Annotated in this window: 25 protein-coding genes; 10 read left to right on the top strand and 15 right to left on the bottom strand. The window is 40.6% G+C overall.

Features of this window, described 5'->3' with window-relative positions; all coding sequences use genetic code 11:
* Positions 1–6: 6 nt before the first annotated feature.
* The 3 genes from galE (at position 7) to ACPEH5_RS21660 (ending at position 1,993) form a co-directional block, all read left to right on the top strand.
* Positions 7–1,035, top strand: coding sequence for a UDP-glucose 4-epimerase GalE (gene galE, locus ACPEH5_RS21670; protein WP_240133606.1), 1,029 nt, complete (start codon positions 7–9; stop codon positions 1,033–1,035).
* A gap of 164 nt (positions 1,036–1,199) precedes the next feature.
* Positions 1,200–1,703 carry a tRNA (uridine(34)/cytosine(34)/5-carboxymethylaminomethyluridine(34)-2'-O)-methyltransferase TrmL gene (gene trmL, locus ACPEH5_RS21665; protein WP_042846710.1) on the top strand — a complete coding sequence of 168 codons (504 nt, stop codon included), beginning with the start codon at positions 1,200–1,202 and terminating at the stop codon, positions 1,701–1,703.
* Between the two features lie 119 nt (positions 1,704–1,822).
* On the top strand, positions 1,823–1,993 hold the full coding sequence (locus ACPEH5_RS21660; protein WP_166686663.1) for a hypothetical protein: 171 nt from the start codon (positions 1,823–1,825) through the stop codon (positions 1,991–1,993).
* Positions 1,994–2,037: 44 nt separating this feature from the next.
* Here ACPEH5_RS21660 and cysE read toward each other — a convergent pair whose 3' ends face one another.
* The 4 genes from cysE to ACPEH5_RS21640 form a co-directional block, all read right to left on the bottom strand.
* Positions 2,038–2,859: a serine O-acetyltransferase gene (gene cysE, locus ACPEH5_RS21655; RefSeq protein WP_042846713.1), complete on the bottom strand. Its 822-nt coding sequence runs from the start codon at positions 2,857–2,859 to the stop codon at positions 2,038–2,040.
* Between the two features lie 65 nt (positions 2,860–2,924).
* Entirely contained in the window at positions 2,925–3,953 is a 1,029-nt protein-coding gene (gene gpsA, locus ACPEH5_RS21650; protein ID WP_042846714.1) for an NAD(P)H-dependent glycerol-3-phosphate dehydrogenase, read from the bottom strand.
* Positions 3,953–4,429, bottom strand: a complete 477-nt coding sequence (gene secB, locus ACPEH5_RS21645) for a protein-export chaperone SecB (protein ID WP_042846715.1) — start codon at positions 4,427–4,429, stop codon at positions 3,953–3,955. Before secB ends, gpsA begins: the two co-directional genes overlap by 1 nt.
* A gap of 358 nt (positions 4,430–4,787) precedes the next feature.
* Positions 4,788–5,225: a rhodanese-like domain-containing protein gene (locus ACPEH5_RS21640; RefSeq protein WP_042846716.1), complete on the bottom strand. Its 438-nt coding sequence runs from the start codon at positions 5,223–5,225 to the stop codon at positions 4,788–4,790.
* Positions 5,226–5,661: 436 nt separating this feature from the next.
* Between ACPEH5_RS21640 and envC the strand changes: the two genes are divergently transcribed.
* On the top strand, positions 5,662–6,951 hold the full coding sequence (envC, locus tag ACPEH5_RS21635) for a murein hydrolase activator EnvC (RefSeq protein ID WP_042846717.1): 1,290 nt from the start codon (positions 5,662–5,664) through the stop codon (positions 6,949–6,951).
* Between the two features lie 82 nt (positions 6,952–7,033).
* A complete protein-coding gene (locus ACPEH5_RS21630) occupies positions 7,034–7,999 on the top strand; it encodes a divergent polysaccharide deacetylase family protein (protein ID WP_281111347.1) in 966 nt (321 codons plus the stop codon).
* Positions 8,000–8,091: 92 nt separating this feature from the next.
* Here ACPEH5_RS21630 and tdh read toward each other — a convergent pair whose 3' ends face one another.
* A complete protein-coding gene (gene tdh / locus ACPEH5_RS21625) occupies positions 8,092–9,117 on the bottom strand; it encodes an L-threonine 3-dehydrogenase (protein ID WP_281111346.1) in 1,026 nt (341 codons plus the stop codon).
* 11 nt (positions 9,118–9,128) lie between these two features.
* A complete protein-coding gene (locus ACPEH5_RS21620) occupies positions 9,129–10,325 on the bottom strand; it encodes a glycine C-acetyltransferase (protein ID WP_042846721.1) in 1,197 nt (398 codons plus the stop codon).
* A gap of 229 nt (positions 10,326–10,554) precedes the next feature.
* Here ACPEH5_RS21620 and rfaD point away from each other — a divergent pair, with 229 nt between their 5' ends.
* From rfaD to yibB, 4 genes are all read left to right on the top strand, one after another.
* A complete protein-coding gene (rfaD, locus tag ACPEH5_RS21615) occupies positions 10,555–11,493 on the top strand; it encodes an ADP-glyceromanno-heptose 6-epimerase (RefSeq protein ID WP_042846722.1) in 939 nt (312 codons plus the stop codon).
* A gap of 9 nt (positions 11,494–11,502) precedes the next feature.
* The gene (gene rfaF / locus ACPEH5_RS21610) at positions 11,503–12,549 is read left to right on the top strand and encodes an ADP-heptose--LPS heptosyltransferase RfaF (protein ID WP_166686666.1); all 1,047 of its coding nucleotides are present in this window, start codon (positions 11,503–11,505) and stop codon (positions 12,547–12,549) included.
* Positions 12,549–13,511 (top strand): lipopolysaccharide heptosyltransferase RfaC, encoded by a 963-nt coding sequence (gene rfaC, locus ACPEH5_RS21605; RefSeq protein WP_166686667.1) that lies wholly within the window; start codon positions 12,549–12,551, stop codon positions 13,509–13,511. Before rfaF ends, rfaC begins: the two co-directional genes overlap by 1 nt.
* A 96-nt stretch (positions 13,512–13,607) precedes the next feature.
* Positions 13,608–14,468, top strand: a complete 861-nt coding sequence (yibB, locus tag ACPEH5_RS21600) for a protein YibB (RefSeq protein ID WP_166686668.1) — start codon at positions 13,608–13,610, stop codon at positions 14,466–14,468.
* A gap of 50 nt (positions 14,469–14,518) precedes the next feature.
* On the opposite strand, the gene ACPEH5_RS21595 is transcribed toward yibB, so the two are convergent.
* Together ACPEH5_RS21595 and waaA are read right to left on the bottom strand one after the other, a co-directional pair.
* Positions 14,519–15,979: a glycosyltransferase family 39 protein gene (locus tag ACPEH5_RS21595; RefSeq protein ID WP_129467275.1), complete on the bottom strand. Its 1,461-nt coding sequence runs from the start codon at positions 15,977–15,979 to the stop codon at positions 14,519–14,521.
* Between the two features lie 199 nt (positions 15,980–16,178).
* Entirely contained in the window at positions 16,179–17,459 is a 1,281-nt protein-coding gene (gene waaA, locus ACPEH5_RS21590) for a lipid IV(A) 3-deoxy-D-manno-octulosonic acid transferase (protein WP_042846726.1), read from the bottom strand.
* Positions 17,460–17,661: 202 nt separating this feature from the next.
* On the opposite strand from waaA, the gene coaD reads away from it, so the two are divergent.
* On the top strand, positions 17,662–18,147 hold the full coding sequence (coaD, locus tag ACPEH5_RS21585; RefSeq protein WP_042846826.1) for a pantetheine-phosphate adenylyltransferase: 486 nt from the start codon (positions 17,662–17,664) through the stop codon (positions 18,145–18,147).
* Between the two features lie 10 nt (positions 18,148–18,157).
* On the opposite strand, the gene mutM is transcribed toward coaD, so the two are convergent.
* The 7 genes from mutM to ACPEH5_RS21550 are packed head-to-tail and all read right to left on the bottom strand — an operon-like array spanning position 18,158 to position 25,355.
* Positions 18,158–18,967: a bifunctional DNA-formamidopyrimidine glycosylase/DNA-(apurinic or apyrimidinic site) lyase gene (mutM, locus tag ACPEH5_RS21580; RefSeq protein WP_042846728.1), complete on the bottom strand. Its 810-nt coding sequence runs from the start codon at positions 18,965–18,967 to the stop codon at positions 18,158–18,160.
* A gap of 21 nt (positions 18,968–18,988) precedes the next feature.
* The gene (locus ACPEH5_RS21575) at positions 18,989–20,134 is read right to left on the bottom strand and encodes a glycosyltransferase (RefSeq protein ID WP_226619026.1); all 1,146 of its coding nucleotides are present in this window, start codon (positions 20,132–20,134) and stop codon (positions 18,989–18,991) included.
* Position 20,135: 1 nt separating this feature from the next.
* Entirely contained in the window at positions 20,136–21,152 is a 1,017-nt protein-coding gene (locus tag ACPEH5_RS21570) for a glycosyltransferase family 8 protein (RefSeq protein WP_166686670.1), read from the bottom strand.
* Positions 21,145–22,383, bottom strand: coding sequence for an O-antigen ligase RfaL (gene rfaL, locus ACPEH5_RS21565; protein WP_166686671.1), 1,239 nt, complete (start codon positions 22,381–22,383; stop codon positions 21,145–21,147). The genes ACPEH5_RS21570 and rfaL overlap by 8 nt, the downstream gene beginning before the upstream one ends.
* A gap of 14 nt (positions 22,384–22,397) precedes the next feature.
* Positions 22,398–23,411 carry a lipopolysaccharide 3-alpha-galactosyltransferase gene (gene waaO, locus ACPEH5_RS21560; RefSeq protein ID WP_166686672.1) on the bottom strand — a complete coding sequence of 338 codons (1,014 nt, stop codon included), beginning with the start codon at positions 23,409–23,411 and terminating at the stop codon, positions 22,398–22,400.
* Between the two features lie 29 nt (positions 23,412–23,440).
* Entirely contained in the window at positions 23,441–24,238 is a 798-nt protein-coding gene (gene rfaP, locus ACPEH5_RS21555) for a lipopolysaccharide core heptose(I) kinase RfaP (RefSeq protein WP_166685536.1), read from the bottom strand.
* Positions 24,231–25,355, bottom strand: coding sequence for a glycosyltransferase family 4 protein (locus ACPEH5_RS21550; protein WP_042846736.1), 1,125 nt, complete (start codon positions 25,353–25,355; stop codon positions 24,231–24,233). The genes rfaP and ACPEH5_RS21550 overlap by 8 nt, the downstream gene beginning before the upstream one ends.

The raw sequence follows: 25,355 nt of genomic DNA, 5'->3' as shown, positions 1-25,355 counted from the left end.
AATATTATGCTAAATAACATTGAAGTCCTAGTCACTGGTGGTCTTGGCTATATTGGTAGCCATACCTGTGTACAAATGATCCAGCAGGGAATGCAGCCGCTTATTTTAGATAACCTGCATAATGCTAACCTTGAAGTGCTTAACCGCATTGAAGCTATCACAGGTGTTAAACCAACCTTTTACCAAGGTGATGTGCGTGATAGCCAAGTATTAGATACCATTTTTGCTAATCACAAAATTCATTCTGTCATTCACTTTGCTGGGTTAAAAGCGGTTGGTGAGTCAGTACAGAAACCGATTGAATACTATGATGTTAACGTCAATGGCACATTGGTATTAGTGGAAAGCATGAAAAAAGCCGGTGTTAAAAGCCTGATTTTTAGTTCATCTGCAACCGTATATGGTGACCCTGAAGAAGTGCCATTAACAGAAAATTCCAAAGTCGGTGGCACCACCAACCCATATGGAACCAGTAAGTATATGGTTGAGCGTATCCTTTCGGATTTATATACTGCGGAAGATGATTGGTCACTGACATTACTGCGCTACTTTAACCCAGTAGGCGCACACCCATCCGGAACAATGGGTGAGGACCCGCAAGGCATTCCAAATAACTTAGCACCGTTTGTTTCCCAAGTCGCTGTAGGTCGCCGCCCACAAGTCATGGTATTTGGTAATGATTACCCAACGCCAGATGGTACTGGTGTACGTGACTATATTCATGTAATGGATTTGGCTGATGGCCATATTGCCGCACTGAATAAAGTTAGCCAGCAAGCAGGCTTACATGTCTACAATCTTGGTACAGGAACTGGCACAAGTGTGCTGGAGATTATTACTGCTTTTGAAAAAGCGGCTGGTAACCCCATTAAATATGAGATTGTAGCAAGGCGCCCCGGTGATATTGCGGAATGTTGGTCTAGCCCAGAAAAGGCATTCAAAGATTTAGGCTGGAAAGCACAATATTCTATTCAAGATATGGTGAATGATAGCTGGCGTTGGCAATCTATGAACCCTAACGGTTATAACAGCTAACCTCAACGAGTTAATTCAGAAACGAGCCTTTATGGCTCGTTTCTTGTTTTTAGAGTGTAAATAATTTTTAGCCCGCAAATAAAAGTTCCACATGAAAACAAACCCATTTGCGCGTAAACTCTACCCATCATTTATTTCATCATTACAAACATCAGCTTAACGTTATGCCACACATCGTCTTATTCGAACCAGAAATACCACCAAATACCGGCAACATCATTCGCCTTTGCGCTAATACCGGCTTTGATTTACACCTTATTCACCCATTAGGCTTTACTTGGGATGATAAGCGCCTACGCCGTGCAGGGTTGGATTACAGCGAGTTTGCTGATATCAAACATCACCATGATTATTACGCATTCTTAAAAAGTGAGGGGCTAAACCCCGATAATAACCAGTCAGAAAGTGGTGCTCGCGTCTTCGCCTTAACCACCAAAGGTAAACCCAGCCACAGTAATGTCAGTTACCAACAAAATGACTATTTGATGTTTGGCCCGGAAACACGCGGGTTGCCACCCTATGTTCTCGATAACATGCCAATGGAGCAAAAAATTCGTATTCCAATGCTAGCCGATAGCCGCAGTATGAATTTATCCAACTCCGTGGCGGTTGTGGTGTTTGAAGCATGGAGACAGCTGGGGTATGCAGGGGCGTTGCTAAAAGACTAGCCCCCCTAGCCATACTTCAAGCAGTATGGGTGTTGGCTTGACACCAATACCCAAGCAATGTACCGCTCGAATTATTTAGAGGGATAGGTGACTTTTCTGAACATAAGCGAGATATTTTAATGAAAGAGCCTTTTACTAAACAAACTGAGCAATCCACGAATACCCCATTAGGTCGTATCGATGAAACCACTTATTTATTACGTTCACCCGCTAATGTCGAACATTTAAATAAATCGATTACTCAGTTTAAAATGGGAAATGTATTTAAAAAATACACTGTTGAAGAATGACAACGATAGTGAGCAACTCACTACCTATTACGCCTTCCCGCAACTCAAATCCCATCACCATCTTCAAAACCATAAATACTGCCGTTAAAGTTTTGGTCCATTTCTAAGGACGGCATTTCGCTACTTGGCTTACCAACAACCTTCGCAGGGACCCCTGCAACGGTAGTATGTGGCGGAACAGGATGAAGAACAACCGAACCCGCACCAATTTTTGCGCCGCGACCAATTTCAATATTACCTAAAATTTTTGCCCCCGCGCCAATCATCACCCCTTCTCTGACTTTAGGATGACGGTCGCCACAGGTTTTCCCAGTACCGCCGAGGGTAACCGATTGCAAGATAGATACATCGTTTTCCACAATAGCCGTTTCACCAATTACAATGCCTGTTGCGTGGTCAAGCATAATACCGCAACCAATACGAGCTGCGGGATGAATATCGACACCAAATGAAACAGAAATTTGATTTTGCAGGTAAACCGCCAGCGCTTGGCGGCCTTCTTTCCACAACCAATTCCCGATGCGATAGGCTTGCAAGGCGTGGAAGCCTTTCAGGTACAATAATGGAGTGGAATATTTATCAACGGCAGGGTCACGTAGGCGAACCGCAGCTAAGTCCATTGCTGCGGAGAAAATCATGCCTTCGTCATTGCGATATGCTTCTTCAACGATTTCGCGGACTTCAAGAGCAGGCATGATAGGTGAACTGAGTTTATTCGCTAACATATAGCTAAGTGCGCTACCCAAGTTATCATGCTTTAATAATGTCGCGTTAAAAAAACTGGCTAAGAGTGGTTCGCAGTCAGCAAGCGACTTCGCTTCTTCTTTAATGAAGCCCCAAATTCTATCCAATTCTTCACGCGACATAATCACTCACCTATCTATTTTTATAATTACCCTATTATGTAACTTCTTAATGCGGTTAATTTTTATTAATCATGCAGTTTTGGCATATCAGCAATTTCATCTTTGGTCGCTCGCCCCAGTAATGCTTGCGCCGCCTCTAGTACATTTTTATGGCAATAGAGGATTTGATAGATTTGCTCTGTAATTGGCATTTCCACCCCTGCACGTTCAGCAAGAGCACGGACTTCTTTAGTATTCCGATAACCTTCAACCACTTGGCCAATCTCTTTTTCTGCCTGTTCAACCGTTATGCCATCGCCTAACATCATACCAAAACGGCGGTTACGAGACTGGTTATCAGTACAAGTTAACACTAAATCGCCAAGCCCTGCCATCCCCATAAAGGTTGAAGGGTCAGCACCGAGTGCTGCACCTAAGCGGCTCATTTCAGCAAGGCCACGGGTGATCAAAGCAGTCCGTGCATTGGCACCAAAGCCCATGCCATCTGAAATACCCGCCCCGATAGCAATCACATTTTTGACTGCGCCACCAAGTTGCACCCCAACCATATCTGGGTTTTTATAAACCCGAAAGCTTTTACCACAATGGAAAAGTTGTTGTAGGTCATCACCAAATTGGCTATCACTTGCCGCCACCGATATTGCTGTTGGCAAGCCTGCTGCTAGCTCTTTTGCAAAGGTAGGCCCAGACAAAACTGCTAGAGGAATTTCATTGCCTAATACCTCACGTGCCACATCTTGTAACAAACGACCGGTATCCCTTTCTAAGCCTTTCGTCGCCCAAATAATACGCGAATCTGCTCGTAAATAAGGTTGGATTTGTTTTAGTACATCACCAAAAACATGGCTAGGGACGACTATCAAGATATTCGAGCTCGCCTCAACGGCACGTTTTAAGTCCGTTTCGAGAGATAAACTATCAGGGAAAGAAACGCCAGGCAAAAAAGCCTGATTGCTACGATCTTGTTCTAATTGACGAATGTGTTTTGGGTCATGACCCCATAACACGACCTGATGTGCATTACGCGCCAACGTAATGGCTAAAGCGGTGCCGTACGAGCCGGCACCGATCACTGTCATTGAAGCAGTATCCATTAAGCGTCCTGTTGAGCTTCTGAGTTCTGCGCTTGTTCACCTTGTTGCTGCTGTAAGTAGTTCATGAACAGTGCATCAAAGTTAACTGGCGCTAAGTTCAATTGTGGGAATGTACCACGACCCACTAAGCTAGTAATCGCTTCACGTGCATATGGGAACAGGATATTCGGGCAGTATGCACCTAAGCAATGCGCCATTTGAGTCCCATCAATACCTTCGATAGAGAAAACGCCTGCTTGTTGAACTTCACACAGGAATGCGGTTTCTTCACCTAACGTTGCCGTGGTCGTGACACGTAAAACAACTTCATAAACGCCTTCTGACAGCTGATTTGAAGATGTATCTAAATCCAATTTAATTTCTGGCTGCCACTCTTGTTGAAAAATATGAGGCGCGTTAGGTGCTTCAAATGAAACGTCTTTTGCATAAATACGTTGAATTTGAAATACCATTTCTGAGTTGTTTTGTTCTGACATAGTTTAGTACCTTTTAACTTCCATATGAGTTTTCCCTGTTATTCTTCGAGTTACAGGGGTGTTCGCTGCATTGCGCTACCCAAGTCACATACTGATGTAGGCTGCTTGGATACCTTCATTTGCTGCCTGCCTGTAGCCCAAAATAACCCAAGGAAAGCCTTGTTTCTTAAGCCACAGAAGGTGTTCGCTGCATCGCGCTACCCAAGTCACATACTGATGTAGGCTCCTTGGATACCTTCACTTGCGCCTAACTGTAACCCAAATAATTGCATTTTGAGTTACAGAAGACTCTCTGCATTGCACTACCCAAGTTACATATTAATACATGCAACTCAAGATTAACTATTATATATGGTAACTACTTCTTACCACGAGCTAATGGAAGGTTTTCACCTGCCCAGCCAGCAATCCCTTCTTTTAGGACAAAAACTTTTTCAAAACCGTATTGCGCAAGTTGCTCAGCAGGTTTAGCTGATTCCATACCACTCGCAGAAACAATAATGACGGGTTTCTGTTTATGTTTTTCTAATTCGCCTAAATTGTTATCTTTAATTTCAGACGGTGTTAAGTTAATAGAATCAATTATATGCCCTTTGCGGAAATCGTCACGAGTACGCAAATCCACAACAACTGCCTCTTCTTTATTAATCAGTGTAATCGCCTGTGAACGAGCAATCACTTTCGTTTTAGAGAAAAGACCTTTAAAGGTCATTACGACCACAGCAACTAATAACGCTATCCAAACCAGACTCAATAACATGTTCCGGCTTACAAATTGCATGATTTCTTGGATCATGAGGGGCAATCACTCCCGTTAGTTAAAAACGAATATCAAAGGGTTCAGAGTATACCTTTGTGTTGAGCTAATTACAGCCAATTCATACAAACTACGGTGTTTTTTTTGCGGTAAAGCACGCAAAATTAATACCGAACCACTGGAAAATAACATTTGTATCGCGAAACTGTACGCTGACATTTTAACATAAACATGGCTAAACGGGTCTAAGTGATGGATTAAATAGGGGTTCAATAATAAAAAAATGATTGAATACTAGCTATACAAAATAAATCAGTGATAATAAAACTATATAATTTAACTTAATTAACCTTTATCTCAGGGCAAAAATCCGAATTTGTAAATGTTTTCAATACTATTTGTTAGAGAGTGCTGGAAACCATAACTTGCAGATGAAATAATCAGTTATCGTACTTAATTGAGGTGAACTATCACAATGGCCAATATACATCATCGAATGAAAGCATCATTTCTTCGTCAGGCTATTACTGCTCTATTGGGTTTAGGGCTGTTTACTCTCATCCCTACCCACACCGTATTTGCCAATCAGATCACCGAAAATAAAGGGCAATTACACGATTTACTGAAAAATATTGCCGAAAAAGAAAAAAGTGTTAAAGAACAGCAAGCTAAGCGCTCGGCACTGCTTAATCAACTCAAGCAGCAAGAACAAAGTATTTCGGCTGCTGGCCGTAGTTTGCATGAAACACAAAACCAATTAAAACAATTAGATAAAGAAATAGTTTCATTAAATAATAATATAAAACAACTCCAAATAAAGAAACAACAGCAAGAAAAACTGCTGGCGGACCAACTTGATGCAGCCTTTCGCTTAGGGAAGCATCAAGGGCTTACCTTAATGTTTAAAGGTGAAGAAGGTCAGCGTGAAGAGCGCATTTTAGCCTATTACAGTTATTTAAATCAGGCTCGTGAAAAAAACATTGCCGCACTGGAAGAAACAACTCAAACGCTACAAGAACAAAAGCAACTGGAACAGAAAAAACAAGCGGAACAAAAAACAACTCTTGCGCGTCAACAGCAAGAAAAGCGCAAACTCGATAATGCCCGAGCTTCGCGCCAAAAAACATTAAATGCGCTCGAAAGCACATTAAAAGAGGACCAAAAGAACCTTGCGGTCCTAAAACAAAACGAAGCAAGGCTACGAGACAAAATTGCACGTGCTGAGCGGGAAGCAAAAGCAAGAGCTGAGCGAGAAGCCCGTGAAGCTGCTCGTATCCGTGCACAAGTAGCAGAAAAAGAACGCCAAGCAAAACAAAAAGGTTCAACTTATAAACCGTCAGAAAGTGAACGCTCACTTATGTCTCGAACAGGTGGATTAGGGCGCCCTGCTGGGCAAGCAATTTGGCCAGTTCGCGGTTCATTACTGCATAACTATGGTGATGTTATCTCTAGTGAATTACGCTGGAAAGGTATGGTTATTGCTGCAAATGAAGGCACGCAAGTAAAAGCCATTGCAGATGGCAGAGTGTTACTGGCCGACTGGCTACAAGGTTATGGGCTGGTTGTGGTCGTTGAACATGGTAAAGGTGATATGAGCCTTTATGGATATAACCAAAGCGCATTAGTGAATGTTGGCCAAGAAGTTCGAGCGGGTCAGCCTATTGCCTTAGTCGGTAGTAGTGGTGGCCAAGAACGCCCTGCTTTGTACTTTGAAATCCGTAGACAAGGTAAAACCGTAAACCCTCGACCTTGGTTGGGCCGATAGCAAAACGTTAAATTTAAAAGATTAGGATAAAATTATGTTGAAGTACTTACCCTTTAGATTACTCATTGGATGTTCTTTGTTAATGGTGTGTCTACAGGTGAGTGCTGCAAAACTGGCTATCGTTATTGATGACTTTGGTTACCGAGTCAAAGAAGATAACCAAATTTTAGCGTTACCAGCCGCGGTCACTATTGCTATCTTACCAAGCTCTCCACACGGTCGTGAAGTGGCAGAAAAGGCCCATCAGCAAGGGCGGGATATTTTAATCCACATGCCAATGAAGCCATTGAGTAACCAGCCCTTAGAAAAAGATACATTATCCCCCTCAATGAGTGCAGAGGATATTGACCAACTCATTAAGAATGCGATTAAACGGGTACCCTATGCAAAAGGTATGAATAATCATATGGGTAGCGAGATGACATCGAGCTTACCGGGGATGCGTAATGTCATGCACAGCCTGTCACAATCGAATTTATTTTTCTTAGATAGTGTCACCATTGGTAATACACAAGTGAAACATGCGGCGAAAGAATACGGTGTGCCAACCTTACGCCGCCATATTTTTATCGATAACCACCAATCGGAAGAAGAAACCCGCAGTCAACTTAACAAAGCCGTTGCCTATGCACGTAAACATGGCAGTGCCGTTGCGATTGGCCACCCTCACCCATCCACAGTACGTGCTTTGCAAAAGTACCTTCCACAGCTCCCTGCGGATATTGAACTTGTTGCGGTTAGTTCGCTGCTTAGCCCACAACCAGCCGATAAACAACCTGCAAAATCACTCAGAATGCTATCGGAAGAAGCGAAGCAACCACAAAATAGTGAATCTTCCACTCCGCCATCCGCAACACCGGAAGAAGAAGTACAAGTACAACCCGAGCCCGAACAAGAGGTGACAACGGTTGAAGCTCCCCCCGCAGAATTAGGTCTTTGCGAGTTTGAAACACCAAAGAATAAACTACAAGGAATTGATTTTATTATGTTTGTAGTTGAAGGGATTTATCACGATAAGGCCTTACAACCTCTTTTATTAAAAGACTAAACAACCCAAGTCATAAGCTATTCAACAGGTGGTAGTCCCCTTCTGGCGTGGAAATAATGCAGAAGGGGAAAAGGGGCATTACGTTATAAAAGTTAATCCCAATTTAATATAACTTTACCAGACTGCCCTGAGCACATGATATCAAAGCCTTTTTGGAACTCATCAATCGGAAATTGGTGAGTAATAATCGGTGATAAGTCTAACCCTGATTGTACTAGGGTCACCATTTTGTACCATGTTTCGAACATTTCCCGGCCATAGATCCCTTTAATAAACAGCCCCTTGAATATGACTTGGCTCCAATCCGTCGCCATCGAAGCTGGGGGGATCCCTAATAATGCAATTCGCCCACCGTGGTTCATGGTATCTAACATGGTTTGAAAAGCGGCTGGGGCGCCTGAAACCTCTAATGCGACATCAAAGCCTTCTTTCATACCAAGTTCGTTCATTACATCTTTTAAATTTTCACGACTGACATTGACCGCTCGTGACACCCCCATTTTTTTCGCTAATTCAAGACGATAGTCATTAACATCTGTGATCACAACATGGCGGGCACCAACGTGTCGGCAAACTGCGGCAGCCATAATACCGATAGGGCCTGCGCCTGAAACCAGAACATCTTCCCCAACCAAATCAAAGGATAGTGCGGTATGAACTGCATTGCCAAAAGGGTCAAAAATAGCGGCAATTTCATCAGGGATATTATCGGGAATTTTAAAGGCATTGAATGCGGGGATGACTAGATATTCAGCAAAGCAGCCAGTACGGTTGACCCCCACGCCTATAGTATTACGGCAAAGATGGGTACGGCCACCACGACAGTTTCGGCAATGACCACAGGTAATATGCCCCTCACCAGAGACCCGGTCACCAATATTAAAACCTTTCACTTCCTGCCCAATGGCAACAATTTCCCCTATATATTCATGACCGACCACCATAGGGACAGGGATCGTTTTTTGCGACCATTCATCCCAGTTATAGATATGGACATCCGTACCACAAATAGCGGTTTTACGAATTTTTATCATCACATCATTGTGCCCGAGTTCCGGTTTAGGAACATCTGTCATCCATATACCTGGCTCTGCTTTTAATTTGGACAGTGCTTTCATAGACGGCCTTATTATTTGATTATGTTTAGTTTTTTACCTATGCGGGTGAATGCTTCAACGGCGTGTAAAATATCCTCCTTACTATGTGCTGCAGACATTTGGGTACGTATCCTAGCTTGGCCTTGCGGCACAACAGGATAGAAAAAGCCGGTAACATAAATACCTTCATTAAGAAGCTCTTTGGCGAATACTTGGGCTAACTTCGCATCCCCTAACATAACGGGGATAATTGCGTGATCAGCCCCCGCGAGCGTAAAACCAGCCAATGTCATTTTCTCCCTAAATAACATGGCGTTATTCCATAACTTCTCACGTAAATGTTGCCCTTCACTCATCATATCGATGACTTTAATGGATGCAGCAACAATGGCTGGCGCAAGGGAATTGGAAAATAAATACGGGCGAGAACGCTGACGTAACCATTCAACGACCTCTTTTCTCGCAGCGGTATACCCACCAGAGGCTCCCCCCAGTGCTTTTCCTAATGTTCCTGTAATAATATCGACGCGCCCCATGACATTGCAGTACTCATGGCTACCACGGCCATTTTCCCCCACAAAGCCGACTGCGTGAGAATCATCAACCATGACTAAAGCTTGATATTCATCAGCAAGGTCGCAAATTGACTGAAGGTCAGCGATGACACCGTCCATCGAAAATACGCCATCTGTGGCAATTAGAATATGCCGAGCCCCCGCGCTTTTCGCTTCTTCAAGACGTGTTTTTAACTCGGCCATGTTGTTATTACTATAACGGTAACGTTTTGCTTTACTTAGCCTGACACCATCAATAATTGAAGCATGATTTAATGCATCTGAAATAATTGCATCTTCAGGCCCTAGTAATGTTTCAAATAACCCACCGTTTGCGTCAAAACAAGAAGAATACAAAATAGCATCTTCCATACCAAGAAAGTCAGCGAGCTTGTGTTCGAGAACCTTATGGCTGTCTTGGGTACCACAAATAAACCGTACAGAAGCCATTCCAAAACCATGGCTATCCATTCCTTGCTTTGCCGCCTCAATCAATGCAGGATGGTTCGCCAGCCCAAGGTAGTTATTTGCGCAAAAGTTAATCACTCGCTGGCCGCCGATAATTTCAATGTCAGCATCTTGTGAAGTGGTAATGATGCGTTCATTTTTAAATAACCCATCCGCTTCAATTTGCACCAATTGGTCTTGGATCTGCTGGTAAAATTTATCTGACATGATTTGTTCCTGTATAATGACTATTAATAGAGTTTAATAATAGTCTCTGTTGGTAGCGACATTCACAGCACAAATAAGTGAAGTTTGTAGGCAAGATCACGATAATGGCCTTGTTCTGATTAACACATTAGTTCAAATCTCTATTAACAATACTGCTGTCGATGGAAAGAGGTGTTATTATAGTCACCCATTGTTATTCTATTTTTTTAACCCATTTGAGGTATATCCAATGATCATAGTCACTGGTGGAGCTGGCTTTATTGGCAGCAATATTATTAGAGCTCTAAACGCAATTGGCCGCACAGATATCCTAGTAGTCGATAATCTGAAAGATGGCACTAAATTTGCCAACCTTGTTGACCTTGATATTGCCGATTACGCAGACAAAGAAGATTTTATTGTTAGTATCATTGCCGGTGATGATTTCGGCGATGTGGACGCGGTATTCCATGAAGGTGCTTGCTCATCAACCACTGAGTGGGATGGCAAATATATGATGGATAATAACTATCAATATTCTAAAGAGTTACTACACTACTGTTTAGAGCGGGAAATTCCCTTCTTATACGCCTCATCAGCGGCGACATATGGCGGCCGTAGCGATAATTTTATCGAAGAGCGCCAATTTGAAAAACCGTTGAATGTATATGGCTATTCAAAATTCCAGTTTGACCAATACGTTCGCGAAATTTTGCCTGAAGCGGGTTCGCAAGTCTGTGGCTTCCGTTATTTCAACGTCTATGGGCCAAATGAAAACCATAAAGGCAGCATGGCAAGCGTTGCTTATCACCTAAATAAGCAAATTAATGAAGGGCAAAGTCCAAAACTGTTCGAAGGTAGCGATGGTTTCCGTCGTGACTTTATTTATGTCGGTGATGTAGCCGCGGTTAACTTGTGGTTCTGGGAAAATAATGTTTCAGGTATTTTTAACTGCGGTACAGGGCGAGCGGAATCTTTCCAAGCCGTTGCTGATGCAGTCACTGAATTCCACAAAGATAAAAATGTCGCTATCGAATATATTGAATTCCCTGAAAAATTAAAAGGCCGCTACCAAAGCTTCACACAAGCTGACCTCACTAAGCTACGTGCCGCCGGCTATACTGCACCATTTAAGACGGTTGCAGAAGGTGTTGCTGAATATATGCAATGGCTAAATAAAGACGCGTAATTATTATTTATGAAAATATTGGTGATCGGCCCTTCTTGGGTAGGGGATATGATGATGTCACAGAGCCTTTATCGCACAATAAAGGCGTTACAGCCCCATGCGCAGATTGATGTGATGGCGCCACAATGGTGTCGCCCTTTACTTGCCAAAATGCCCGAAGTCAGTAACGCAATTCCTATGCCGCTAGGCCATGGGGCACTTGAAATTGGTGAACGTCGTCGATTAGGCAAAAGTTTGCAAGCAAATGGCTATGATCAAGCTATTGTGTTACCCAATTCTTTGAAGTCTGCATTTGTGCCTTTCTTTGCAAGAATCCCCAAAAGAACCGGGTGGCGGGGAGAAATGCGCTATGGCCTACTCAATGATATTCGCCCACTAAATAAAGACGCTTTTCCTTTAATGGTGCAGCGATATGTTGCTCTAGCTTATGATAAGCAAACTATTCAATCAGCTTCCGATATTCCGGCACCAATTTTACCGCCTAAACTGGTGACTGTGCCGCAAGAAGTCACTGAAACCCTGCAAACTTTTGGGGTTGATGGTTCTCGCCCTATTATTGGTTTTTGCCCTGGTGCAGAGTTCGGGCCAGCCAAACGTTGGCCACACTATCACTACGCTTCTCTCGCTCAAACATTAATTAGCGAAAAAGGCTATCAGGTGCTGCTATTTGGTTCACAAAAAGACCACGAAGCCGGTGAAGCCATTCGTTTAGAGCTGACTGATGATGCGAAATTACATTGCCATAATTTTTCAGGAAAAACATCTTTAGAACAAGCTGTGAATCTGATCGATGCCTGTACTGCCGTTGTCAGTAATGACTCTGGTTTGATGCATGTCGCAGCAGCGCTAGGTAAACCTCTTGTCGCCTTATATGGCCCAAGTAGCCCTGATTTCACCCCGCCATTATCAGATAAAGCAGAAGTGATCCGCCTAATTACGGGGTATCACAAAGTGCGTAAAGGTGACGGTGAAAGTGGTTATCACCAAAGTTTGATTGATATCCAACCTCAATTAGTTATCGATGCGTTAGCTCGGTTAAATATAGGTATTGAATAATGAGAGTATTATTAGTCAAGACATCTTCAATGGGAGATGTTTTACACTCATTACCAGCACTGACCGATGCACAACAAGCCATACCCGGTATCCAATTTGATTGGGTCGTTGAGGAAGGCTTCGCGCAAATTCCGACATGGCACAGTGCCGTTAACCAAGTGATCCCTGTGGCCATTCGCCGCTGGCGAAAAAATTGGTTTTCTGCACCGATCAGGGCCGAACGCGCAGAATTTCGCAAGAAATTACAAGCAACACAGTATGACGCCATCATTGATGCTCAAGGGTTATTAAAGAGCGCTTTTCTTGTCACCCGTTTAGCAAAGGGTGACAAACATGGGTACGACCGCCATAGTATTCGCGAGCCGTTAGCCAGTTGGTTCTATGACCACCGTTATGCAATTAGTAAACAACAACATGCTGTCGAACGCATCCGCCAACTGTTTGCCAAAAGCCTTAATTATGATTGCCCAACACAGCAAGGGGATTACGCCATTGCACGCCATTTTTTACAATCATCTGAAGATGGGCAAAGCCCTTACGTCGTCTTTTTGCATTCAACAACCCGCGATGATAAACACTGGCCAGAAGAAAACTGGCGAGAACTCATTAGCTTAATGGCGAATAGTGGTATTCAAATTAAACTGCCGTGGGGTGCGCCTCATGAGCAACAACGTGCAGAGCGGTTAGCGAAAGGCTTTGATTTTGTCGAGGTATTGCCAAAACTGACTTTAGCTGAGGTTGCACAACAAATTGCTAATGCTAAAGCAGTGGTTTCTGTCGATACTGGGCTTAGCCATTTGACTGCTGCGCTTGATAAACCCAATTTCACCCTGTTTGGGCCCACTGACCCAGGGTTGATTGGGGGATATGGGCAAGGGCAGCATACGATTAAATCTCCGAATAACCATATTGAGGATATAAATGCTATCTACACTTATGAACAGTTGAAACATTTTCTATAGAAAGGTATCTTAGCTACTCAAGCCTTTTAATCTTTTTACCGCATCATTTACGTAGGCAATCTTTTTTCGTCTACTCAATACCAGACATTAATTATAATGAATAATTCAATTACAATCATAACGGCATTTTTTGACATCGGTAGAGGAAATTGGAATGCCAAGAGTGGTCGCTCCGATAGATTAGAAAGAACCGCAGATACTTACTTTGAACACTTTCAACGATTGGCTAAACTTGATAATAAAATCATTGTTTTTACCTCCCCAGATTTAAAAGATAAAGTCCTTAAACTTAGAGAGGGTAAACCTACTCATATAATTACTATTAATCTACATCAAAAATTTAAATATATAATAGAAAAAATATCTTCTATTCAGCACAGTTATTCATTTAAAAGTCTTATAAAGATAGAACAATTACAAAATCCTGAATATTGGTCTGCCGAATATGTATTAATTAACAATTTGAAACCTTATTTTATTCATAAAGCCATTAAGTCCGGACTCTCGGGCCAGGAACTCATTGCATGGGTCGATTTTGGTTACATCCGTAGAGAAAAAACACGATATGGATTAGTTAAGTGGGCTCATCCATTTGATCGTAGTAAAGTTCATCTTTTTTCTATAAAAAAAGATTTGGATTTGCAAAATGAACAAGCTGTAATGGACAAAGTCATCAACAATGAAACCTATATTATTGGTGGTGTGATTGTTGCCACCAAAGAAAAGTGGATTGAATTTTACCAGCTTGTTTTTCAAATACAGAAAAAATTAATACAATCTGGTGTTATTGATGATGACCAAGGCGTGTTTTTAATTTGTGCTAGTCAAAAACCTAGTTTATTTAAATTAAACTATCTCGGTCATATGGAGTGGTTTAAAGTATTTAGATTATTTAATAAAGGCTCAAAAGTTAATTACTTAACACGCCTAGAGATCTTACTAAGAAGAATTAAATAATATATTATTTAATTCAAAAAACCACCTTGTCTCTACAAGGCGGGTTTCATCTATTTCTCCGGCGCAATAAACCCAAAGCACATGGTTTCAGGTGCGGCATCCGGTTCAGAACGGTAAATCACATCTTCTTTTTCTATCGTAAATTGCGGCCAAAACTTACGTACTTTAGCAAAATTCTCATGGGCACAATCATCATATTTTTTGCCGAGTAGCAATGCACCATGCTGGCGAATTTCCGCTTCGGTAATATCACGATTATATACATTTGGTGGCATATGTTTTTCCATCGACCAAGGTTGGATCACATGCGGCCTATCTTTTGCGTAAATGATAAACCATTGATACTGGTTATCTTCCCCACCAACATATTTAACTGGCGTACCATATCGCTGATACCAACGTTGCTCACCTTCTGCAATCAGGTCTTTGACACCAATAAATTTTTGCCCTGCTCCACGGATGTTTGCCGCTTGCACCGTGATATACCCGACTAACACTAAAGCACCAAAAACGGCAAAGCCCACTAATGATTTTTTAAAGGGTTTTTTCGGCAGCACCGTGATCGAACCAACAAATAACGGTGCGCAAACGGCCATAAATGGTTGTAACCATTCGGTGATCCGACCGCCATCATGGAATGAAAACCAGCCATAAATCACAATAAGTGGAAATAAGATAATAAAATTAGCCATTCTATTGGCAATAGGTTTCGGCCAGCCTAACTTACCGCCACCACGATAAACGATCACAGCAGCAATGATTAGTGGGTAAAAAACACTAAGCGCAGCTTGAGTTGTATGCAAATTGAAACCAGGGTCAATTTGCGAATCAACCCATTTAAACGCAGAAAAATCACTCGCCATTAACCAAAAGAAATTCGGTAATACCAGCCCAAACCAAAGGGCAATTGCGAGATAAAAAACGGGGTGGCGATAACTTTGGCGAACCTGCTTTACAAATAGTGTTAACAAGAAAACAGAGCCAACTAAAGCTAAAGTTGAGTATTTCCCCATCGTGGCCAACCCTGCAAACAAGGCAAAAGGTAGCCACCATGCAGGGTTGTCATCTACAGCGCGTAGAAAGAAGTAAATAGTCCATGGCCATAAAGTCACTAAAATATAGTTATCATTATATGGAATGATATCGAAATTAATTACACCTGATAAATTTAACATCAGCATCGCAAACCAAGCTAGGTCACGACGCCCTGTTAAATGAAAAGCGAGTTTCCACACACCAAGCAAACCAAATGCAATACCCGCAAAATGGATAAAATACCAATAGAAGCTATATGATATCCCTAAATAAATTGCAGGCCACATCAATACCCCAACAAACCATGGGTTTTTAGGGGAGCCCCATTCGCCATTCATTCCCCAATTCACTGCTTCTACAGTGTCATAAGGTACCGTTGGGTCAAAATAGAAACTCGCTAAGATCCAAGCGATAGCGTAGCCTATAACCCATAGATAGACATATTTATTTGATATTGATTGATTGATAGCAGGCATATAGTCTTAAAAGATAAGAAAAAATTTCAACATTCCATTTGGGTGCGACTTCAAGTGCAATAAACCAAACTAGAACGGCTCAATAATAAACGGTGCAGTCTACTATAGTTTAGGAATAATACTAAGGTATGCCATGAAATATTCACAGTTTATTGCTGTAATGTTCAAGTTTCTACTCGAGAAAAGACTTTATTGACGACTATTGTTCTTTCGGAGGCAAATAAGGTTGCAGTAATTTCAAGAGGCGCTGTAAGGCCCCTTGATTTTCATGCAGCACTTCTGCAGCATGTCGACCATAATATAACCGGTAATCTTCATCAGAAAGCAAACTGGTCACTGCTTGAACCATCGATTCACTATCTGTTACCGTAATTAAACCATCTGCTTGTTTTAATTTCCCACAGATATCTTTGAAATTGAACGTATGAGGCCCCATTAAAACAGGTAAAGCATGAGCAGCGGCTTCAAGAGGGTTATGCCCCCCTGTTTCAACTAAACTTCCCCCGACAAATGCAATATCCGCAATACCGTATAGCAGCATTAACTCCCCCATCGTATCGCCAATAACCACTTGTATATCAGATGTTGGGACAGTATTGGCACTACGGCGAATAAATGTTAAACCTGCTTTTTGAGTGAGTTCCTCTGCTTTGGCAAAACGTTCAGGATGACGAGGAACCAGAATTAATAGTAAGTCAGGAAAGCGGGCTAACAATTTTTGATGTGTTTCTAATACAATTGCTTCTTCACCTTCGTGTGTACTCGTAGCAATCCAAACAGGGCGGTGAGCAGCCCATTGCCTACGCAATGTTATTGCCCTAACAGCCAATTCAGGTGTCACAGAAATATCGAACTTTAAGCTCCCCGTCACATTCAGTTGCATTCGCCTTAACCCAAGTTGAACAAAGCGCTCGCCATCCTCCTGGTGCTGGGCAGCAACTATCGTGACATTACGCAGCATCCGTTTTACAAAATTGCCGAGCTTTTGATACCCCCGAGCGGAACGCTCAGATAACCGTGCATTGGCAATAACCAAAGGAATTTTACGTTTATGGAGCTGATTTATCATGTTTGGCCATAACTCAGTTTCCATGATAATCACAAGTTTAGGGTCTACTTGTTTAAGAAAACGGCGCATTGAACCGGGAAGGTCATAAGGCAAGTAAACGTGGTCAACATCATCACCAAAAGCAGAAAGTACACGCTCAGAGCCAGTTGGCGTCATCGTCGTCACAGTAATTGGTAATGAGGGATAGTGATGGCGAAGTGCGCGAACGAGAGGAACCGCCGCGAGAGTCTCCCCAACAGAGACTGAATGGAGCAAAATACCTTGAGGCCTTACTTTCCCCGCGCAAAAACCATAGCGCTCGCCCCACCGTTTACGATACGCAGGCGCTTTACGGCTGCGCAGCAATAGGCGAACCCATATAAATGGCTGGATAAGATAAAGAAGTACCTGATATAAACGCAGCAATAACATTCGTTCTGATTCACTTACCAAAATTGGCGCTATCTTAGCATAAAGCTCAAATAAAAGTGTGCAGAATATGCACCTAAAAATGATAACAGACCACTATCTACAGTTGCAACCATGCCAGATAGCCGATAATGTTAATTACTATCAACGCTTATTCATGCTGTTTTTTAGAATAAGTAATAGCAAACAAAGAGATACTATCGCCATGAAACACAAGGCTATTTACCCTGGTACGTTTGACCCGGTTACATCTGGACATGTTGATATTGTTACTCGTGCAGCAGCAATGTTTGACCATGTCCTACTCGCTATTGCTAATAGCCAACGAAAGAACCCAATGTTCTCACTTGATGAACGTGTTGCTCTTGCTAAAGAAGTCACTTCTCATCTTAATAATGTAGAAGTCGTTGGTTTTTCTGAACTAATGGCAAATTTTGCACAAAAGAATGGGGCCAATATTCTTATTCGAGGTGTTCGCTCGGTCGCCGATTTTGAGTATGAGTGGCAACTGGCAAATATGAACCGCCACTTTGTGCCGGATTTAGAAACCGTATTTTTATTACCATCACAAAGTTTATCCTTTGTTTCTTCATCTTTAATAAAGGATGTTGCACTTCATGATGGTGATATTTCTTCTTTCTTGCCCCCAGTCGTTGCTGAGGCAATGTTAAAGAAGCTCAATAAAAAATAGTAAGTACCTACTACTTTTGGCATTGCGGGCAAAAAAAGGTGCTACGTTGGCCCTGTTTAATACTTTCAATTGGTGTTCCACACATTGAACAGGGTTCGCCTTTTTTGCCATACACGAACAGCTCTTGAGCAAAGTAGCCCGGCTTACCATCCGATTGCAAAAAATCTTTCAACGTTGTGCCACCTTGTTCGATAGAGCGCTGTAAAACTTTTTTAATTTGTTGAACTAATTCAGCAACCTCTTCCAAAGTTAGTGTATTGGTAATTTTTTCGGGTGAAATTTTTGCCGCAAATAAGGCTTCATTAGCATAAATATTACCAACACCAACTACAACTTTGTTATCCATTAACCAAGGCTTGATAGCAACTTTCTTTTTTTGAGCTAATTCATAAAGATAGTGAGGATTAAAAGCATCAGATAGCGGTTCAGGGCCTAAATGCGCAAGTACAGAGCTGGTTTCTAAGTCATCACACCAAAGCCAAGCGCCGAAACGCCGAGGGTCGGTATAGCGAAGTACTTTGCCATCACGCATAATGAGGTCTACATGGTCATGTTTTTCTTCAGGTAATTCTTCCGTTAAAATTCGGACACTACCAGACATACCAAGATGTACAATAATCCACCCTGTTTGCAATTCAATCAGCAAATATTTTGCACGGCGTTGAACACTCAAAACCGCTTCATCTGATAAACTTTTAATTTGTTCACTAACTGGCCAACGTAAACGACCGTTACGTACAATGGCATAAGATATTGTATTACCAACCAAATGGGGTTCGATACCACGACGGCTTGTTTCGACTTCTGGTAGTTCTGGCATATATAAACTCGCATTTCTCGATTAGGGATACCATTTCGCAATTACCCTCATGAACTCATCTCTAACAATTTCCCAAGTGAAATTATCATAAGCATATTTTTTAGCATGATAGGCTATTTCTTGGCTATTTGGGTGATTTAACGCGCTAATAATATCCTCCGCCATACTCAAAGGCGAAAGCGGCTCCCTGAAAATAAACCCAGTTTCATTATGGGAAATAAACTCTACCATTGCTCCTCGCTGGCTCGCTATCACAGGGCGACCCGAAGCCATCGCCTCTAATGCAACCATACAAAATGGCTCTGGAGCGATGGAGGGTACAGCAATCAAATCTGCAAGAGAATAATAGTGCCGAATTTTTTCAGGATGAACACCACCTAAGAAAATGCACTGCTCACCCAAATTTTTTGCATAATCTTTTACTTCGTCTTGATATTGCGCTAGTTCACCTTTTAATGCAGCATTTGGGTCACCTACAATGACGAGCTTATGACGAGGGTCTTCTTTAAAGAAAGTCTCGCACGCCTGCATTAATTCAAGTAACCCTTTATCTCTAGCGATCCGGCCAGCGAATAAAACTATTTTATCTTCTGCTGTTAGCCCAAAATCCTCACGCTTGACCTCAGGTGGCTGAGCATAAATTTCACCATCAAACCCATTACGAACAACTTCAATAAGCGCATTTGGTAAACGTTCTCTGTACCAATTTTTCATAAAATGGCTTGGCACAATGATTTTTATATCTTCAGGGACATCTTTAGGCTCGTACAAATTATGCATGTGTAACACAACATTATTATGTCCTTCTTTCTTAATTATTTTTTTGAAGGATTTAATATGATTGTGAACAAAAATAACACTTTCATTTGGATTTGGCGAAAATTGATGTTTAATTTTGACTATCCTATCGGCATAAGAATATGGGTCTAACCTTGTCCATTTCTTAAATAGTCTTGTATACACTTTTCCAAACCTAATACGCTCAATTTCACAATACTCATTAACAACAGAATGAGCGGTATAACCATCATTTCGTATACAAACGATTCGGTTTTCAATGTCTAATCGTTTAGCGACATTGTACATCCACGATTCAATTGCAGCCGCACTTTTAGGGGGTATAGAAAATATAGGTGAAACTGTTAAGACAATCTTATTAACCATCATATTATTTTCTTTTTTTTGTGTGTTTTTCAAACAAGTAATATATGCCTGACAAAATACCTGATAAATAAGAGCCTTGCTTTAATAAGTGCTTGTACTCTTTTTTCCTTTCAGCAAATTTAGTGGCACACTTTAAATCATCCTTTGTCCAAGGTGATCGCGCTAATGCTTTATAAAAAGGCTGAGAAGAAGGATAGTCCGCCCATGTATGCCAAGGCTTGCTCACACCAGTGTAATGAATTAAAACTGTTTTAGGTGAAATAATAGTCTGATATTTTTGATGGGTTCGGTCATACAGTTCATTTTTTAGTGTATAAACCGTATTATACTTCTGTTCAAGTAGTATCAGGTCATTCCTTAAAATAAGGTTTAATACATCTTGATCTGGGTATTTAAATCGTTGTTTCGCATTTTCTGCAGATAACAATTCGAAAGATTGCTGAGTGACTCGTTTATCGTGCCATTCTTTTAAGTTCACAAACATAACACCCGAGTTAAAATAGGTCTCAGCTAACTTTGGAGTGTGAAGCCGTGTTTCACTTTTTGTTCTTACACCGATGTCGTCGGCAATAACACCACAAACTTTATTTTTAATTAAATCAGCCGACAAATTCAATTGGCCATTACAGATAACATCTGCATCCAAATATAAAGCAAAATCATAATCTTTTGAGAGATAATCTAAAGCAACTAATCGAAAATACATTGCTGAAGACCAAATATCAGAAGCTGGCAATGTTTTGAGTAATTGATTATCCAATTCATAAATATAAAATTCAGCTGGAAACTGATGAGAAATAACCTTCAACTTCTCTAAAAAGCTAGCACTGACTTTATCTAAAAAATAATGAAATCTGAAGAACGTATTTGGGTTATTAATAAGTAAAGAGACCGCTGAAACACCCGCACCAAACTGATAGTTTTCATCCGAACCATAAATAACATCAAGACATGGTAATGAAGCATTACTAGTATTAGCTCCATCATTTAGCAGATATTTATTTGTTATCAGGTTATTCATGGCACACTCTCTTCTGCTTAGTTGAACTATGTCCCATCATGGCGATTAAAAAACCTAAAAGAACGCCTAAAGGTTTAAGGTCCACTTGTTCAAACATCCCACGAACGAGATAAAAACTAATAAGACTTAACAGCAATGCAATGAAGGCAAAGTAAACTTCTGGTTCATCAGAACTATTTTTTATCCCTTTCATTGAGGAATAGCACATTGATAAAAATACCGCACTAAATATCGCTAGCCCAGAAATACCCGCACCAAACCAAATATAAAGCCAAATATTATGGGGTCCAATAGACCGCTTAAATTTCCATTCCGGATGAGTTTTTACAACACTATTGTACTTTTCATGGTAGATTTTATCACCAAAACCATATCCAATAATAGGATTTTCCAGTATAAGCTCAAAAGCGGTTCCTTGGGTTCCATTAGTATATCGGTAAGAACTATCTGTCTGCTCCAACTTATAAAATAGTTTTTTACTTGTATCGGGATAAAGTAATTTAATTGAAACAAGCGAAATTACCGAAAGGCATAATACAACCCCAATTAGCTTCCAAGGACGTTTAAAACACAAGAATAATAACCCAGCGACTGCAACTGCAATCCATGCCCCTCGAGCTAGCGTTCCAAGTAAAACAAACAGAAATACAATACTTAAAATATAGAAATAAATAAGTTTAGATTTAGGCAATAAATACCAAAGAATAGGAAGTATTGGAAAGAAGAAAACTAACGCATCTGAAACATTCCTAAAATCGTAGGTAGTAAACGGTAAAATACCCTGCTGATAAGCTATGTAGTAGCGGTATAACTCAACAAGTAAAACAAAGCCTAACGATGAAGTAAAACTCGTTAATAGTAATTTTGAAATATCTTTTAGGCTTTCTCTATATAAAATAATCGGCAATAAAAGTGATAAACTTAGTATTCCATAATTCAATAAATTATTGTTAATAGTTTTAATGGACACACTTAATATATTCGAGTAAGATATTGATACATAAAGAAAAAAAGAAAAAGCGACAACTAAATATAAAAGTTTGTTGCTTAATCTTTTTAGCACTTTTTTTGTATCTAAAGATAGATAAACCAAAGATGTAGCTATCATCAAATAAAATAGTATGTGCTTATATCTGGTTACATTCTCCACAAAAAAAAGGACAACAAAGATTAGCACCAAAGCCTTATTATACTTTGAGAGAATATTTTGATTTCTTTCTAAAAACGACATAACTTACCCAATTATTATTTACTTAATTTAACCCAAAAATACTGAAGATTATTTTTTATACCAAGGAGAATTTTCCCCTGGTTAAACATATGCTTCGCACAGTAACGCAAATGATTACTGCTTTTAGCCTTCAGTAACGGAATGTCTTTCCATGGTGACGCGTTTTTTGCATTAATAAAGGGCTGAGCTGTTGAGTAATTCGCCCATTCATGCCAAGGCTTAGTTGGGCCAATATAATGAATTAATACCGTTTCTGAAGTGATTGGGTTCTCTTTTTTACCCTTTTGAAGCTCGTAGTTTATACTATATTGGGTATTATATTTTCCATCTAAATAAATAACTTTACACGTCAGTAGCATATTTAAAATATCTTGATCAAGATACGATATTTTCGCTTTGACTTCTTCTTGAGAAAGTAACTCCATTGCTTTCTCTGATATATTGTACTTAGCCCAATTAACTAAATTAATGACTAAAAAGCCAGCATTAAAATACCCAGATGTAATGCTAGGTACCCCTAAGGCTGTTGCCCTTTTTTCCCACCAAGCCATATCCCTTTCAGGTACCACCGCTGCGATCTCATCACCAGTAAATTGAATACTCAATAATGGTTGCAATGAACCCTGGCACATAATATCCGCATCCATATAGATTATTCTTTCTAGCTGATTTGCAAAATAATCAGCAATAATAAATCTAAAATACGTAGCATATGACCAATTTTTGGTACTTGGCAGTGTTTTTAGTTGTTCGCAATCAACTAAATAAACCTGAATACTGGTTTTATATTGTTCAGCTAGTTGTTGAAAAAGGCGGCTTTGCTCATCGTCAAAATAATCAGTAAAAATATGAAATGAAAAAGAAATATCTCTATTTGTTTTTAATAAAGATGCAATTGAAATTCCACAGCCATATAGAAAATTACGGTCAATCCCATATGAAATATGCAAGCTATCATCACTAACGACCGCGCCAGTTGAGGATAAATCAATTTGCTTTGTTATCGCATTGTCCTTATTGAAAAACATTTAGTTTATCTCTCTTATCTCAATTTCATTTACAATGACTTTCTTATTGTACGTTCTTTAATTTGCTCTGCTTTACTTTCAGCTTTGGCTATTAAGTGCCTTTCCCGCTGCAAAATTGTTCTTAGCGGCAACTCAAAGTATACCTTCATAAACCGAAAAATATCACGCTGAGTTAGCCCAATGTTCAATGAAGAATAATATAACCCAATTAAATCTTTATTGCGCCAACGAATGGGAACCGAATTTCTAAGTTGTGCACGATGTAAGTCAATAACGGATATTTTTAAATCGTCTTCATTGCCCGTAAAAGGTAAATGAAGTAAAAAATGGCAAATATAGCAATCTCGGTGGTTAATACCTGTCGCGTGCATCTTACGTACCATGTCCGCAACCCGACGAATAATCATTTGCTTGGTACGAAATGCCGGAGGCTCATCTAGCCAATTTGCACAATAATCCTCTAAACTCACCGTCGGGGTCAAATCTTCAGTGATAATAAATGAATGTCGGCGAAGAGGGTTAAGCCCTTTTTGCCCGAATGCCCGCCCATTCATAGTATCAACGCCCACTTTAGTAAGTTGATGGATAGCATTCCATTCTCTATCAGCCCCTAAAACAGGTAAACGGAAAGAAAATAGATTTTTTAAAACTTCTTTTAGTGTTGTGCCATAGTGGATCTTTATAAAATAGCTTCGCCCTTCAATTTCAAAACGTAATGTTTTACGCGACTCTAATGCACGGAAGACTTCACCATGTAATTTATCGCTTTCAACAAATGGATCTTTATTTTTCCATAATTCACTGAAAGGCGTTTTCAATTCAATCATTTGAGCACCCTAAAATAATATCCGCAGCCTTTTCTGGTAGGCTATACAAATCTTCTGTATCTGCAAAATACTGTGCATTTCGAGCCCATTGTACAAGCTGAACAGAATTTTTTAGGCTATTTTCTAATGCTAAGTTTAAAGCTGATTGCTCAAATGGTTCTTTGATAACCATACCGCATTGGGCTTGCTCAATAAATGAAGCGTAGCCACATACTTCCGTCACTATAATAGGTAATCCTGCAGTAATAGCTTCTAATAACACAATACCTGCTGCTTCTTGATAAGCTGGATGCATTAATATATCGGCAGCTGCCATTAATTCGGCAATATCATTACGACCACTAAAGAAAGAAACTTGCTGCCCAATCCCAAGTGTTTCAGCTAAACGTTGGTATTTTGCTGGTTTATCTTGCCCAACCACCATCAGCAGCGTATTTTTTTTAATATCTTCAGGGAGCGCAGCAACCGCTTTTAATGTTCTATCAACACCTTTACGCCTAAAATCAGAACCCACTTGCAACAATAAAAATGCAGATTCTGGTATTTGATTTTTTTGGCGATAGACCTGTTTCGCATTCGGTATTTGCTGGTCGTATTTTATACTTTTAGCAATACCTGGAGGAAGCATATGGAAACGTTGGTTCTCTGTCCCATAATGCGTTTTAAAATGGCTAATTTGATGTGGCGTTAACATCAATAATTGGGTGGGCTTACCCACTGCAAAAACAGCTTTTTCAAATGCTGCGTAATGCTTATAACGCGGGGTTAGCTTATAAAAGAAACCTTTTTCTTCCGCAACTTTTTGGGCATAGCACACATCAGCAGCGTAATAGATATCTAAGCCGGGCATTTTATTAAAACCGACAATACGGTCTACTGGGTGATGCTGCAAATGGTCTAAAACCCAATGGCAATATTGAGTATTACGGCCATGATTCGTGTTTGATGTCACCGGTACAATGATAATTTCAAAGCCATCAGGCTGATCACCGTCCCATGATTGGGTATACACTCGAACATGGTGACCACGTGACTGGCATTCAGTAGCAATACGCAGAAAATCCCGCTGTAGACCACCATACGGGAAATATTTATATAAGCAGAATGCCACATTCAT

Source organism: Providencia sp. NPDC089933 (assembly GCF_049545585.1).
Classification (GTDB): Bacteria; Pseudomonadota; Gammaproteobacteria; order Enterobacterales; family Enterobacteriaceae; genus Providencia; species Providencia huashanensis.
This window is presented reverse-complemented; position numbering and strand designations above follow the sequence as displayed.